The organism is Xenorhabdus entomophaga (assembly GCF_037996725.1).
GTDB lineage: Bacteria > Pseudomonadota > Gammaproteobacteria > Enterobacterales > Enterobacteriaceae > Xenorhabdus > Xenorhabdus khoisanae.
Genome location: NZ_JBBMXH010000002.1, coordinates 29,214 through 44,204 on the forward strand (window position 1 = coordinate 29,214; position 14,991 = coordinate 44,204).

At 44.3% G+C, this 14,991-nt stretch carries 10 protein-coding genes; 1 reads left to right on the forward strand and 9 read right to left on the reverse strand.

Going from position 1 to position 14,991, the window contains the following annotated elements:
- Positions 1-4: 4 nt before the first annotated feature.
- The 3 genes from mscS to acnB all read right to left on the reverse strand — a co-directional run bounded on the left by mscS (position 5) and on the right by acnB (position 4,205).
- Positions 5-877, reverse strand: a complete 873-nt coding sequence (gene mscS, locus AAC854_RS00575) for a small-conductance mechanosensitive channel MscS (protein ID WP_340615423.1) — start codon at positions 875-877, stop codon at positions 5-7.
- 190 nt (positions 878-1,067) lie between these two features.
- Positions 1,068-1,439: a YacL family protein gene (locus tag AAC854_RS00580; RefSeq protein ID WP_340615424.1), complete on the reverse strand. Its 372-nt coding sequence runs from the start codon at positions 1,437-1,439 to the stop codon at positions 1,068-1,070.
- Positions 1,440-1,607: 168 nt separating this feature from the next.
- Positions 1,608-4,205, reverse strand: coding sequence for a bifunctional aconitate hydratase 2/2-methylisocitrate dehydratase (gene acnB, locus AAC854_RS00585; protein ID WP_340615425.1), 2,598 nt, complete (start codon positions 4,203-4,205; stop codon positions 1,608-1,610).
- Positions 4,206-4,690: 485 nt separating this feature from the next.
- On the opposite strand from acnB, the gene AAC854_RS00590 reads away from it, so the two are divergent.
- On the forward strand, positions 4,691-5,380 hold the full coding sequence (locus AAC854_RS00590) for a GNAT family N-acetyltransferase (RefSeq protein WP_340615426.1): 690 nt from the start codon (positions 4,691-4,693) through the stop codon (positions 5,378-5,380).
- A 104-nt stretch (positions 5,381-5,484) separates the two neighbouring features.
- Here the strand turns inward: AAC854_RS00590 and lpdA are convergent, their stop codons facing one another.
- The 6 genes from lpdA to ampD form a co-directional block, all read right to left on the reverse strand.
- Positions 5,485-6,912: a dihydrolipoyl dehydrogenase gene (gene lpdA / locus AAC854_RS00595; RefSeq protein ID WP_340615427.1), complete on the reverse strand. Its 1,428-nt coding sequence runs from the start codon at positions 6,910-6,912 to the stop codon at positions 5,485-5,487.
- Positions 6,913-7,115: 203 nt separating this feature from the next.
- A complete protein-coding gene (gene aceF, locus AAC854_RS00600; RefSeq protein ID WP_340615428.1) occupies positions 7,116-8,954 on the reverse strand; it encodes a pyruvate dehydrogenase complex dihydrolipoyllysine-residue acetyltransferase in 1,839 nt (612 codons plus the stop codon).
- Positions 8,955-8,967: 13 nt separating this feature from the next.
- Complete coding sequence (gene aceE / locus AAC854_RS00605; RefSeq protein ID WP_340615429.1) at positions 8,968-11,631, reverse strand: pyruvate dehydrogenase (acetyl-transferring), homodimeric type; 2,664 nt, start codon at positions 11,629-11,631, stop codon at positions 8,968-8,970.
- Positions 11,632-11,871: 240 nt separating this feature from the next.
- The gene (gene pdhR, locus AAC854_RS00610) at positions 11,872-12,636 is read right to left on the reverse strand and encodes a pyruvate dehydrogenase complex transcriptional repressor PdhR (RefSeq protein WP_340615479.1); all 765 of its coding nucleotides are present in this window, start codon (positions 12,634-12,636) and stop codon (positions 11,872-11,874) included.
- A gap of 786 nt (positions 12,637-13,422) precedes the next feature.
- Positions 13,423-14,310, reverse strand: a complete 888-nt coding sequence (gene ampE / locus AAC854_RS00615; protein WP_340615430.1) for a beta-lactamase regulator AmpE — start codon at positions 14,308-14,310, stop codon at positions 13,423-13,425.
- A gap of 5 nt (positions 14,311-14,315) precedes the next feature.
- Positions 14,316-14,858, reverse strand: a complete 543-nt coding sequence (ampD, locus tag AAC854_RS00620) for a 1,6-anhydro-N-acetylmuramyl-L-alanine amidase AmpD (RefSeq protein ID WP_340615431.1) — start codon at positions 14,856-14,858, stop codon at positions 14,316-14,318.
- Positions 14,859-14,991 lie beyond the last annotated feature (133 nt).

The following is a 14,991-nucleotide window of genomic DNA, read 5'->3' on the forward strand; positions in this document are numbered from 1 at the left end:
TTAATTATTCTTCCGTCTTTTTCTGTGAGGCGGTTTGTTGCTGATGCATGTAAACATCCATTTGTGGGAATGGAATACCAATATTGTGTTTATCTAAAGTACGCTTAAAGTTTTCCATCAAATCCCAGTACACGCTCCACGCGTCACCGTTGGTCGTCCATACTCGCACAACAAAATTCAATGACGAAGGAGCCATTTCGTGCAGGCGTATAGTAACGCCCCTTTCATGTTGAATACGTTCATCCGCTTGAATCACATCACCCAACACTTTTTTCACTTCATCAATATCTGCATTATATGCAACCCCCACCATAATCTGGGTGCGGCGGTTAGGTTCACGGCTGGTATTGATAATATTGTCCGCAATAATCTTACCATTGGGGATCACGATGATACGATCATCTGCCGTACGCAATGTCGTAGAGAAAATCTGCACTTGTACAACGGTTCCTTCCACAGCACCGATCATGACATATTCACCAGTACGGAGTGGACGGAACAGCACCAGCAAAACACCGGCAGCAAAATTAGACAACGATCCTTGTAATGCCAGACCGACTGCCAAACCTGCCGCACCGATTACTGCAATCACAGAAGCGGTCTGAATACCTAACTTGCCAAGAACTGCAATAATCGTAAATGCAATGACAGCGTAACGAATAATTGCGGATAAAAAGTCAGAAATAGTGGTATCAACACCACGCAATGACATAACACGCCTGACTGCTTTACTGACTACCTTAGCGATAAATAAGCCAATGATAAGAATCAAGATGGCAGATACAACATTCACCGCATACTGGATCAAAAGATCCTGATTGTTAGTAAACCAGCCCGCTGCTTTATCAATCTCCTTTGACAGATTGATCTCTTCCATACAAAGCCCACCGTTATTGTTGGAACCTATCTCCATTCGGCATTGTTAATATTCGGCATTGTTAATGACCATAAGCATCACCGAAATTCATAGGTTCCTGTTCAAAAAATAGAAAAGCCACTCTCGCAATACACATATGTGATGGAATATCGATTATGGCAGAAAGTCATCATAGGTTGAACACTAATACTTATGTATGGTTTCTTTGCAAAATAAACTCTCTGTAATCGGCTAACATAACGATAAAATCGTCTGTGCCACAAAAAGCCAGACTTTCGTTATCATAGTAACTCATTCCTTCTTCTATCATCTCAGTGTCAAACTGGAGTTGATTAGCCCGGATCATGATTTCATCCTCGCTCATCAATAAAGTATACTCATGGCCTGCCAACTGCCACTGACGCTCGCTGCCTTTAATATCCTTCAAGGCTACCGTGATTTTATCCAGTATGCTCAAATCATCTTTTACTTCTTCATTTAGCCAATGGCCTATAGCTTCATGATCCATTGAAAAAGATGTTGTCACTTGACCAGTAATATCCTGCATAAATTCATATTCCATTACACACCTCCACTATCTTTTACTTATGACTAACTCGTTGCCTATGGCTAATACGATTGGATTTTAAACATTTCTGATTAGCCCACCTCTGAAGTAGTCCACAAACTGACACAAAAACTGACATAAAAAAAGGGAGGCCTTTGCCTCCCATTCATGCAATATACTTTTTTACACAGCAGTTTGGAAGATCACACCATCCGCTTTTTCTGTGTACTGACTCAATTGATCAAAATTGAGGTAACGATAAGTATCTGCTGCTGTTTCATCGACTTTATCCATGAACTGCAAATACTCTGCTGATGTTGGCAAACGTCCCAACAATGACGCCACCGCCGCCAGCTCCGCAGAAGCCAGATAAACATTTGCACCAGTACCGAGACGGTTCGGGAAGTTACGGGTAGAAGTTGATACCACAGTTGCGCCATCTGCCACTCGCGCCTGATTTCCCATACACAATGAACAACCGGGGATCTCAATACGTGCCCCACTCTTACCAAAGACGCTGTAATAGCCTTCTTCCGTTAATTGAGCGGCATCCATCTTGGTTGGCGGTGCAATCCATAAACGAGTCGGTAATTGGCCTTTATGCTGATCCAGCAATTTGCCTGCTGCACGGAAATGACCGATATTGGTCATGCAGGAGCCGATAAAGACTTCATCAATTTTGCTGTTAGCAACGTCTGATAATAACCGTGCGTCATCTGGATCATTCGGCGCGCATAAAATAGGTTCTTTAATCTCAGCCAGATCGATTTCAATCACCGCAGCATATTCAGCATCTGCATCCGCTTCCAGCAATTGAGGATCTTTCAGCCAGTTTTCCATACCTATAATACGGCGTTCCAGTGTCCGGCGATCGCCATAACCTTCCGCAATCATCCATTTCAGCAATATGATATTTGATTGCAGATATTCAATGATTGGCGCTTGATCCAGCTTAATGGTGCAGCCAGCCGCAGAGCGTTCCGCTGATGCGTCAGCCAATTCGAATGCCTGTTCAACTTTAAGTTCTGGCAAACCTTCAATCTCAAGAATGCGGCCAGAGAAGATATTTTTCTTACCCTTCTTCTCAACAGTCAGCAAACCTTGTTGAATCGCATAGTAAGGAATTGCATGCACCAGATCACGCAGCGTAATGCCGGGTTGCATTTTTCCTTTAAAACGAACCAGTACTGATTCAGGCATATCCAACGGCATAACGCCTGTTGCAGCAGCGAATGCCACCAGACCAGAACCAGCCGGAAAAGAAATACCAATTGGGAAACGAGTATGAGAATCTCCCCCTGTACCCACTGTATCCGGCAGCAGCATACGGTTCAGCCATGAGTGGATAATGCCGTCTCCCGGACGCAGCGATACCCCGCCACGGTTCATAATGAAATCAGGCAGAGTATGATGTGTAGTCACATCAACAGGTTTTGGATAAGCGGCGGTATGGCAGAATGACTGCATGACCAAATCCGCAGAGAAGCCCAGACACGCCAGATCTTTCAATTCGTCCCGCGTCATTGGCCCTGTGGTGTCCTGAGAACCCACAGATGTCATCTTAGGCTCACAATATTCTCCCGGACGGATACCCACTGTACCACATGCACGACCGACCATTTTCTGTGCCAATGAGAAGCCGCGAGCGCTTTTCTCTACCTCTTTTGCCTGACGGAATACATCACTGTGTGACAAGCCTAATGATTCACGCGCTTTTCCGGTCAAACCACGACCGATAATCAATGGAATACGACCACCGGCACGCACTTCATCGATCAATACATCCGTTTTCAGTTCAAAAGTAGACAATAACTCATTGGTTTCGTGCTGACGGATTTCGCCTTTATATGGATAGATATCAATCAAATCACCCATATTGAGTTTAGAAACATCAACTTCGATTGGTAACGCCCCCGCATCTTCCATAGTATTGAAGAAGATGGGGGCAATTTTTCCGCCCAATACCACACCTGCACCACGTTTATTTGGTACAAATGGAATATCTTCTCCCATAAACCACAATACGGAGTTAGTTGCTGATTTACGGGAAGAGCCTGTACCGACAACATCACCAACGTAAGCCAGCGGGTAACCTTTTTTAACCAGTGTTTCGATTTGCTTAATCGGGCCCACGACTCCGGCTTGATCGGGTTCAATACCTTCACGGGCATTCTTAAGCATTGCCAGAGCATGCAGAGGAATATCAGGGCGTGACCACGCATCAGGCGCAGGAGAGAGATCATCGGTGTTCGTTTCACCTGTGACCTTAAATACAGTCACTGTGATTTTTTCCGCCAATTCGGGGCGTCCAAGGAACCAGTCAGCATCAGCCCATGACTGAATAATCTGTTTGGCATGAACATTACCCGCTTTTGCTTTTTCTTCCACATCATAGAAGCTGTCAAACATCAGCAAAGTATGAGAAAGCGCTTTCGCCGCAATAGGTGCCAGCTTTTCTTCATCAAGGGCATCAATCAAAGCGTGGATATTATACCCACCTTGCATGGTTCCCAGTAATTCGATGGCTTTTTCCGGTGTAATGAGTGGTGAAGTTGTTTCACCCTTTGCAATTGCAGTAAGGAAACCCGCTTTAACATAAGCAGCCTCGTCTACACCAGGGGGAACACGGTTGGTCAGTAGATCTAACAGGAAATCTTCTTCACCTTCGGGTGGGTTCTTCAGTAATTCGACCAGCGCTGCTGCTTGAGCTGCGTCTAACGGCTTAGGGACGATGCCTTGAGCTTCACGCTCGGCTACGTGCTTACGGTATTCTTCTAGCACGACTTTCTCCTCGCTCTCATTGTCATTTTATATACCCGGCTGTCTGCACCCGGTAACAATCATCTAAAATAACCTTCTAAAACAATCATCAAGGGTGCCAGGTCAGAGGATTTTGCTCGCATAACATCATAATTATGCTCAGCTTCGGGCATTTAGCATACCAAAATTTGAATGACATGTTAATTCATTCACATAAAATCAACATTACACAGTGATAAAACTCTAGATAAATATCATTAAAAGGAGTATTTATAGACGGATATGCTATTTTTTTCTATTGAGACTCGAAAATACTTTAACTTCCATCTGAATTTTTACTGAACGCACTGGCTTTCCATACTCATCTTTTTCTTAACAGCATTTCTGATCACTGTACACAGTTCAACAAACTTTCAATATCAACAAATAAGTAATAATTCACATTTATCCCAAAAACCAGAAGCCATTCCAAAACCAATACCAGCACCGTTCGAAAGGATATTATTATGCTTAATAGAGAAGAAAATAACGCTACAGTAGGCTCAGGCCATCATTCTGCAATTATTATGGAGGAGAAATTTTACTCTAAATATCAGGCTAAAATTAAGGAAGTTAATCAAAACGATATGCTATCTGCACTTAACGAAATCCAGCGAAATGAATCCAGTTACTTGTATGAACCTATAAGGGAAACAATATTTGGAGGTGGACATCACACTACATTTATCAATACATGTGGATCCATAAAAAGAACCTTCAACCCTGCATATGTTACTGGGGGATTAAATAATTATCGCCATTTTATCTGTTCAGTTGCAAATAGGACGGTTGGAATTATCATATTAAAGCTTGCCAAACCTAATATATCTGATAATAACATTGACCTGATAGCATTCATATTAGCCTACCCTAACGGTTATGGTTATGGTGGCTTACTTGTTCAACATGTGGTTAATATATCTTCCGCCTTAGGCCATCAAGGAATATTAAAAGCTTATGTAGAGCATGATGCTGAGATTTTTTATCAAAAATTAGGCTTTGTACCTATTTATCCTTCTGATTCTACTTTTTTTAATTTAAAACATATGGAGTTAAACCCTGCCAATAACAATAAATGGCATAACGTCAATGGAGAATATCAACTCACAAGCCACCCTTACCAATCTAACTCAGGTTGGAGATGTCATATACTCTAGATGTCATCACCAGTTATTATTTCCTTATTATCCACTAAACTAAAACGGCTCCCAATATGGAAGCCGCTTATTATCACTGCAAAAATAATGCAAAACCTAATGCGTTATTTCTTTTTCTTTGCCTTAGGGTTTGGCAAGTCAGTAATGCTGCCTTCGTAAATTTCCGCAGCCATACCGATTGATTCATACAGTGTTGGGTGAGCGTGGATAGTCAGAGCGATATCTTCTGCATCACAACCCATTTCGATAGCCAGACCGATTTCACCCAGCAGTTCACCGCCGTTAGTACCAACAATAGCACCACCGATAATGCGGTTAGTTTCTTTATCGAAAATCAACTTGGTCATACCATCTGAACAGTCAGATGCGATTGCACGACCAGATGCTGCCCATGGGAAAGTCGCGGTTTCATAGCTGATGCCTTTTTCTTTCGCTTCTTTCTCAGTCAGGCCAACCCATGCCACTTCTGGCTCAGTATAAGCAATGGATGGAATAACTTTCGGATCGAAGTAATGTTTCTTACCAGAAATAACTTCAGCAGCAACGTGACCTTCGTGAACACCTTTGTGTGCCAGCATTGGCTGACCAACGATATCGCCGATAGCGAAGATGTGAGGTACGTTAGTACGCATTTGTTTATCCACATGGATAAAGCCGCGATCATCAACTTCAACGCCCGCTTTGCCAGCATCCAGCATCTTACCGTTTGGTACACGGCCGATAGCAACCAGAACGGCATCATAACGTTGTGGTTCAGCAGGTGCTTTTTTGCCTTCCATTGTTACGTAGATGCCATCTTCTTTCGCTTCTACTGCGGTCACTTTAGTTTCCAGTATCAGGTTGAACTTCTTGCTGACACGCTTAGTGAACACTTTAACAATGTCTTTGTCCGCAGCAGGGATCACCTGATCGAACATTTCAACCACGTCGATCTGAGAACCCAGAGCGTGATAAACAGTACCCATTTCCAGACCGATAATACCGCCGCCCATGACCAGCAGGCGTTCCGGAACAGTTTTCAGTTCCAGAGCATCGGTAGAATCCCATACGCGAGGATCTTCATGTGGAATGAGTGGCAGCTGAATTGGGCGTGAACCCGCTGCGATAATGGCATTATCAAAATTAATCGTTGTTGCGCCGTTCTCGCCTTCTACTACCAGAGTGTTAGCGCCTGTAAATTTACCAACACCGTTAACAACGTTAACTTTACGGCCTTTAGCCATGCCGCCCAGACCACCTGTCAGCTGGGAAATAACTTTTTCTTTCCAGAGACGGATCTTATCGATATCAGTTTGTGGCTCACCAAACACGATACCGTGTTGTGACAGCGCTTTTGCTTCTTCAATCACTTTTGCTACATGAAGCAGCGCCTTGGATGGGATACAACCTACGTTAAGGCAAACACCACCCAGAGTGGAATAACGTTCAACCAGAACAGTTTCCAAACCTAAGTCTGCACAACGGAAAGCAGCAGAATACCCAGCAGGGCCTGCCCCAAGCACCACTACCTGGGCTTTAATTTCAGTACTCATCATGACCTCTTAATTGTTTGTCCGGCGGGTCAGACGAAAAAAAAACCATATTCCACCGGGACGTACACACCGCGAGCAGTTTACAGAATTGTAAATAACCTGAAAAGCGCGTTAACGTGACAGAAATCTCAACCTGCCAGATGCAAGGAGAAAATATCTGTCACGCTAGTCATTATTAGGCCGGTTATTCACCGGCCTTTGCATTACATCACCAAACGGCGGATGTCGCTCATCAATTGATTAATATAAGTGATGAAGCGCGCACCATCTGCCCCGTCGATCACACGATGGTCGAAAGACAGAGACATAGGCAGAATCAGACGAGGAACGAATTCCTTGCCATTCCAGACAGGTTTCATGGAAGAACGAGACAGACCCATGATTGCCACTTCTGGTGCATTCACAATTGGTGCGAAACCGGTAGTACCGATACCACCCAGGCTGGAGATGGTGAAACAGCCACCTTGCATGTCAGAAGCAGTCAGCTTACCAGCACGTGCTTTCTTGGAGACTTCAGCCAGCTCTCTTGACAGTTCCATGATGCCTTTCTTATTGACATCTTTGAATACTGGCACAACCAGACCATTAGGTGTATCAACCGCAATACCGATGTTGACATATTTTTTCAGGATCAGCTTTTGGCCATCTTCAGAAATGGAGCTGTTAAAGCGAGGCATTGCTTCCAGTGCTTTCGCAGCTGCTTTCATAACGAATACCAGCGGAGTGATCTTCACGCCCAGCTGTTTCTTCTCAGCTTCTTTGTTCTGCTGTTTACGGAATTCTTCAACTTCAGTGATATCCGCTTCATCGAACAGGTTAACGTGAGGGATCATGACCCAGTTACGGCTCAGGTTAGCACCGGAGATTTTCTGGATACGGCTCATTTCTACTTCTTCGATTTCACCAAACTTGCTGAAATCAACTTTCGGCCAAGGCAACATGCCTGGCAGGCCACCACCCGTAGCAGCAGGTGCAGTTTCTGCGCGTTTAATCGCATCTTTCACATAAGCCTGAACGTCTTCGCGCAGGATGCGACCTTTACGGCCTGTACCTTTTACTTTAGCCAGATTTACGCCAAATTCACGCGCCAGACGACGGATCACTGGAGTTGCATGAACGTAAGCGTCATTTTCTGCAAATTCGTTTTTGCCTTCTGCTGGCTTGCTTGCTGCTGGTGCTGCTTGCGCAGGTTCAGCTGCTGGCGCTGCCGCAGGTGCTGCACCTGCAACTTCGAATACCATGATCAGAGAACCAGTTTTGACTTTATCGCCAGTCGCAATCTTGATCTCTTTCACTGTACCCGCGAATGGTGCAGGAACTTCCATAGAAGCCTTGTCACCTTCAACAGTGATCAGTGACTGTTCTTCAGCGATGGTGTCACCGACTTTTACCATGATTTCGGTAACTTCAACTTCATCACCACCGATATCTGGTACGTTAACTTCTTTTGCCGCAGATGCCGCAGGAGCTGCTACCGGAGCCGCCGCTGCCACAGGTGCTGCACCAGAACCCGCAACTTCGAATACCATGATCAGAGAGCCGGTTTTGACTTTATCGCCAGCGGCAATTTTGATCTCTTTCACCGTACCCGCGAATGGCGCAGGAACTTCCATAGACGCTTTGTCACCTTCAACGGTGATCAGAGACTGTTCTTCAGTGATGGTATCACCGACTTTTACCATGATTTCGGTAACTTCAACTTCGTCACCACCGATATCTGGTACATTCACTTCTTTGCTTTCAACCGCTGCTGGTGCCGCAGCCGGAGCTGCTGCTTCCTGTTGCGCAGGTGCAGCAACTGCTGCACCATTTGCGGATTCAAAAATCATGATCAGTTTGCCGGTTTCGACTTTATCGCCAACCACAATTTTGATTTCTTTAACTACACCCGCCTGTGGTGATGGGACTTCCATGGAAGCCTTGTCACCTTCAACAGTGATCAGTGACTGCTCTGCTTCTACCGTGTCACCTACGTTTACCAGAATCTCGGTAACTTCAACTTCATCTGCACCAATATCAGGTACGTTAATTTCAATAGACATTAATCTTGACCTCTTATGCCAGACGTGGGTTAGCTTTTTCTGGGTTGATGTTGTATTTCTTGATGGCTTCTTCAACCACTTTCACATCAACTTCGCCACGTTTAGCCAATTCACCCAGAGCCGCAACAACCACGTAAGAAGCATCAACTTCAAAGTGATGACGCAGGTTTTCACGGCTGTCAGAACGACCGAAACCATCAGTACCCAATACACGGAATTCGCTTGCAGGAACAAAGTTACGTACTTGTTCTGCGAACAGTTTCATGTAGTCAGTAGAAGCAATAGCCGGTGCTTCGTTCATGATCTGAGCAATGTAAGGAACGCGAGGTTCTTCTGATGGGTGCAGCATGTTCCAGCGTTCACAATCCTGACCATCACGAGCCAGTTCAGTGAAGGAAGTTACGCTGTATACATCAGAACCGATACCGTATTCATCAGACAGGAGCTTCGCTGCTTCACGTACATGACGCAGGATAGAACCAGAACCTAACAACTGAACTGTACCTTTCGCGCCTTCCAGGCTTTCCAGTTTGTAGATACCTTTGCGGATACCTTCTTCAACACCTGCTGGCATTGCCGGCATCTGGTAGTTTTCGTTCAGAGTAGTGATGTAGTAATAGATGTTCTCTTGCTTCTCACCATACATACGCTCCAAGCCATCATGCATGATAACAGCCACTTCATAAGCGAACGATGGATCGTAAGAGATACAGTTAGGAATAGTCAGAGACTGAATATGGCTGTGACCATCTTCATGCTGCAAACCTTCGCCGTTCAGAGTTGTACGGCCAGAAGTACCACCAACCAAGAAGCCGCGAGCCTGCTGGTCACCCGCCGCCCAGCACAGATCACCGATACGCTGGAATCCGAACATGGAGTAGTAGATGTAGAACGGGATCATTGGCAGGTTGTTGGTGCTGTAAGAAGTTGCAGCAGCCAGCCAGGATGAAGCAGCGCCCAGTTCGTTGATACCTTCTTGCAGGATCTGACCTTTAGCGTCTTCTTTATAGTATGCAACCTGCTCACGGTCTTGCGGAGTATACTGCTGACCATTCGGGCTGTAGATACCGATTTGACGGAACAGACCTTCCATACCGAAAGTACGTGCTTCATCAGCAATGATTGGAACCAGACGATCTTTGATAGACTTGTTCTTCAGCATGATGTTCAGTGCACGAACAAAAGCGATGGTGGTAGAAATTTCTTTGGATTGTTCTTCCAGCAGAGAGCTGAAATCTTCCAGAGCTGGGATTTCCAGTTTTTCGTCGAAGTTAACACGACGGCTTGGCAGGTAACCACCCAGTGAATTACGACGCTCATGCAGATATTTGGATTCTTCTGAGTCTTTGTCGAAAGTCACATATGGCAGGCTTTCAACTTGCTCGTCAGATACAGAAATATTGAAACGATCACGGAACTGACGCACGCCGTCCATGTTCATTTTCTTAACCTGGTGAGCAATGTTTTTACCTTCAGCGGTATCGCCCATACCGTAACCTTTGACGGTCTGAGCCAGGATTACAGTTGGTTTGCCTGTAGTTTCCTGCGCTTTTTTCAGTGCAGCGTAAACTTTCTTAGGATCGTGACCACCACGGTTCAGAGCCCAGATTTCGTCATCAGTCATATCTTTGACCAATGCCGCAGTTTCTGGGTAACGACCGAAGAAGTACTCACGAACATAAGCGCCATCTTTAGACTTGAATGTCTGATAGTCGCCGTCCAGAGTTTCGTTCATCAATTGAACCAGTTTACCGCTGGTATCTTTACGCAGCAGTGCATCCCAACGCTCGCCCCACAGGACTTTCAGTACCTGCCAGCCAGCGCCGTCGAAGATGCCTTCCAGTTCATTAACGATTTTGCCGTTACCTGTTACCGGGCCATCCAGACGCTGCAAGTTACAGTTGATGATGAACACCAGGTTATCCAGTTTTTCACGAGTTGCGATAGTGATCGCACCTTTGGATTCTGGTTCATCCATTTCACCGTCGCCCAAGAAAGCGTAAACGGTTTGTTTAGAAGTATCTTTCAGACCACGGTGTTCCAGATATTTCAGGAACTTCGCTTGATAAATAGCGGAGATTGGCCCCAGACCCATTGAAACAGTCGGGAACTGCCAGAAATCAGGCATCAGTTTAGGATGCGGGTAAGAAGACAGACCATTACCGCCGATTTCCTGACGGAAGTTATTCATCTGCTCTTCAGTCAGACGACCTTCAAGGAAAGCACGTGCGTAAACGCCCGGAGAAATGTGGCCCTGGAAGTAAACCAGATCACCGCCATCATTTTCGTTACGAGCGCGGAAAAAGTGGTTGAAACACACGTCATAAACAGTAGCAGAAGACTGGAATGAAGCCATGTGACCACCCAGTTCCAGATCTTTTTTGGATGCACGCAGAACGGTCATCACGGCATTCCAACGAATAGCAGAGCGGATACGGCGCTCCAAATCCAGGTTGCCAGGGTAAGCAGGCTCATCCTCAACAGGAATAGTGTTGATGTAATCACGGCTTGCAGCACCTGCAGCAACGTTAACGCCACCTTTACGAGCTCCATTCAAAACCTGATCAATCAGGAACTGAGCACGCTCAACACCTTCTTCACGGATGACCGATTCGATCGCCTGTAACCAATCGCGAGTTTCGATCGGATCCACGTCATTTTTCAAAATATCTGACATGGTGTATTCCTTATCTGTTATCTATTTCTAATGGTTGTTGGAGCCTATCTTCTGGTCATACCTTTTGACTAACTGCCTGTTACGACCGGAAGATAGGCCCTGCTATATGTTGCCGCTAAAACTCTTGGATAAAGAGTTGACGAACTGTACAAACGCAGCAGTCAGGATCTGTACAGTCAAGTTTAGAACCTACCCCATTCGGGAATTTGATTTGTCAATGACGCCCCAAGGGACAGGCTCTTATTCCTGATGTTGCTGGAGCCGCCTCAATGAACGCTCACGACGAGTATGTTCACGATTCAGATCCAATAAAACTTCTTCAATAAAGGCCAAATGGCGATGAGAAGCCTCTCGGGCTTTCTCCGGCTCTCTTGCCATAATAGAGCGAAAAATCTCAGCTCTGTGGCCACTAACGGCTGCCAACATTTCCTTGCGGGTGTAGATGAATTCAAAATTGCGTCTGATATTTTGTTGTAACATTGGGATCATACAGCGCAATAAATGCAGCAATACCACGTTATGGGCAGCTTCCGTGACAACAAGCTGATATTGCAGGACAGCATCAGATTCCGCATTCACATCCCCACTTTGTTGGGCTTCTTGAATAGCAAGGTGGCTCTGCTCAATGCGTTTGAAATCTTCATCGGTTCCCCTAAGGGCTGCATAGTAAGCTGCAATGCCCTCTAACGCATGACGCGCTTCCAGGAGATCGAACTGGGATTCTTGATTCTCTGCAATAAGTTGGACAAGCGGGTCGCTGAAACTTTGCCACAGGTTATTCTGTACGAAAGTTCCTCCCCCTTGACGACGGAAAAGAAAGCCTTTGGCTTCCAGTTTTTGAATGGCTTCGCGCAAAGAAGGACGTGATACTTCAAACTGCTTAGCCAGTTCACGTTCAGGCAGCAGCTTTTCTCCCGGGCGTAGCGAGCCTTCAAGAATGAGCTGTTCAAGACGTTGCTCAATCACATCTGATAACTTTGGTTGGCGAATCTTGCTATAGGCCATATCTGCTGTCAGCCATTCAATGAGTAAATGTTGCTTCGGACTGTGTTGCTTTAAAACCATGTCGCTTTAAAACCATGCCCTAGCTAACTCAATCTTAGTCACTAAACCTCAGTAACTGAGCCCTGACTAATGAGGACAAAGTCAATTGGTAATACCAATTTTAAATACAGGGTCTTAAAGTAACAAAGTATTCACTAGCTGTCTATAAAGACCTTGAGCTAAATCATAAAAATCTGCAAATTTTAACAAATTATTTTAAATTTTATTAGAAAATTATAACCAAAAGGGATTTTAAGGCGGGAAATCTTAGGACAATTTAACGTTTTTTAAACGTAATAAATAGGCAAACTGAAGCGTTATAGCACCAAAATAATCTGATAAAAACTTAATAAAAATGAATTAAAATTCAATTTGAAAATAGATAAAGGGCACTAACCCATGTAAATGTACATAAATCAATCAGCCTATCCAAAATAGAATAGGTAACTTTAAAACCAATGAATCATTGGTCTCCACAGCATTTTTATCTACAACGCGTTTTCCTATAACATGTTTCCCTACAGCATTTCTCCTGCAATATTTCTTACAACAATATTTCTTACAACAATATTTCTTACAACAACCGCCTTCACATAACTGTTATAAGCTATCGGAACTTATCAGTAAGTTATTAAGAAATATACCCTATAGATTTCAGGTTATAGCGATTTGGTAAGCAAACTTAACCAACGAATTAACAGATTGAAAAATAAAGGGTATATAGCCATTCAATTAAATCATTTATGATTAAATTAACGCGCCATAAATCGTTAACAATGCCACAATAATCACAATCGTGAATGTCGCTTTTTTAGCTAACGTGACAGCAGCAACTGGCGTTCCTACAGGGTTAAGATGAGGTTCTTTACTGAGCGCAAATTGAGCCAGTTGGCTGACTACCTTATATTGTGATGTCCTAAAATCACTGAGCGATGCGATCCAAGCTGGCAAGGCTTTCTCGCCATGCCCCAACAAAGCATAAGCAATACCTGCCAAACGTGCAGGAAACCAATCCAACCAGTGCAGTATGCCATCAACCCCAGATTGCGCACGCTGTACCACCGTTGCATGTTGTGCCAACCATCTTTGGTAAGCTCTAAGACAACCGTAACCCATCAAAATGGCAGGGCCAAATTTTCCCCACACGATCAACCAAAAAATCGGTGCGAGATAATAACGGAAATTTATCCAGATTAAGGCATTCTGTATTTCACGCAATCGTTCATCCTTTGTGGTATCGGACACGGTTGCAGTGTTAGATGATGTTGTATCTGGCGGCATTCTCTGAATTATCATCAAACGAGTAAGATGGATATTCTGCTGTTCGAAATCATCATGACGTACTGCCTGAAGATATCCACGATAGTCATGACGTAATCCTCCTGCACCAATACATAACAAGCTTATGATAATACTCAATAAAATCGCTGGAATGCCAAAAGCAACAGAACTCGAAATATCAATAAGCTTCCAGGTTAATAAGGCAACCAGTAAGGTTATGACCAAACTGCCCCACAATGAATGTGATTTTATTCTGGCAAAAAGCGGGGATAAATAACGTTCTAACTGCCAGTGGTCTCCCATTTTAAAAACACGTTCCCATGCCAGTATTAACAGTAGAATAAAGAGAGTCATCCAACTCACTCCTTCAATAGTTGTCGATAGTAATCCCAATAAAAATATGGCCCTGGATCAGTCTTTCTACCCGGAGCAATATCACTGTGTCCTACAATATTATTGTGAATATCAGGATATCGGCTGATAAGTAGCCTGGTGATTTCCGCCAGTTTAATATACTGAATTTCAGTAAATTCCTCGTAGTCCGTACCCTCCAACTCAATGCCTATCGAAAAATCATTGCATTTCTCACGGTCACAGTAGCAGGAAACACCTGCATGCCAAGCTCTTTTATTGAAAGGCACATATTGAACAACTTCCCCATCGCGTCGGATTAGGCAATGGGCAGAAACACGCAGGTGTTTGATCTCATCAAAAAAAGGATCATCATTTGGATTCAGTGTCCCCATAAATAATTGATCAATATAAGGGCCGCCAAATTTTCCGGGAGGTAAGCTAATGTTATGAATAACCAGTAATGATGGAACTTCACCTTCTGGGCGCAGATCACAATGTGGAGAAATAACTTTTCTTGCAATATCAATCCACCCTTCATGCAGTTTCATTTTTTTACTTCTCCTTTAATAATTCAATATCACGCCGTTCCAGCCAATTATTTTAATTCACAGCTCATGTGACTACTTAAAGTGTAACAGCTTAACATGTCAACACCTTCAATTGACCAAGATTGGTGACGTT

Bases quoted from the DNA above. Each gene is read 5' to 3' on its own strand.
- AAC854_RS00590 (WP_340615426.1), top strand. From the start codon at position 4,691: ATGCTTAATAGAGAAGAAAATAACGCTACAGTAGGCTCAGGCCATCAT.
- AAC854_RS00580 (WP_340615424.1), bottom strand. From the start codon at position 1,439: ATGGAATATGAATTTATGCAGGATATTACTGGTCAAGTGACAACATCT.
- mscS (WP_340615423.1), bottom strand. From the start codon at position 877: ATGGAAGAGATCAATCTGTCAAAGGAGATTGATAAAGCAGCGGGCTGG.
- ampD (WP_340615431.1), bottom strand. From the start codon at position 14,858: ATGAAACTGCATGAAGGGTGGATTGATATTGCAAGAAAAGTTATTTCT.
- lpdA (WP_340615427.1), bottom strand. From the start codon at position 6,912: ATGAGTACTGAAATTAAAGCCCAGGTAGTGGTGCTTGGGGCAGGCCCT.
- aceE (WP_340615429.1), bottom strand. From the start codon at position 11,631: ATGTCAGATATTTTGAAAAATGACGTGGATCCGATCGAAACTCGCGAT.
- pdhR (WP_340615479.1), bottom strand. From the start codon at position 12,636: ATGGCCTATAGCAAGATTCGCCAACCAAAGTTATCAGATGTGATTGAG.
- aceF (WP_340615428.1), bottom strand. From the start codon at position 8,954: ATGTCTATTGAAATTAACGTACCTGATATTGGTGCAGATGAAGTTGAA.
- ampE (WP_340615430.1), bottom strand. From the start codon at position 14,310: ATGACTCTCTTTATTCTACTGTTAATACTGGCATGGGAACGTGTTTTT.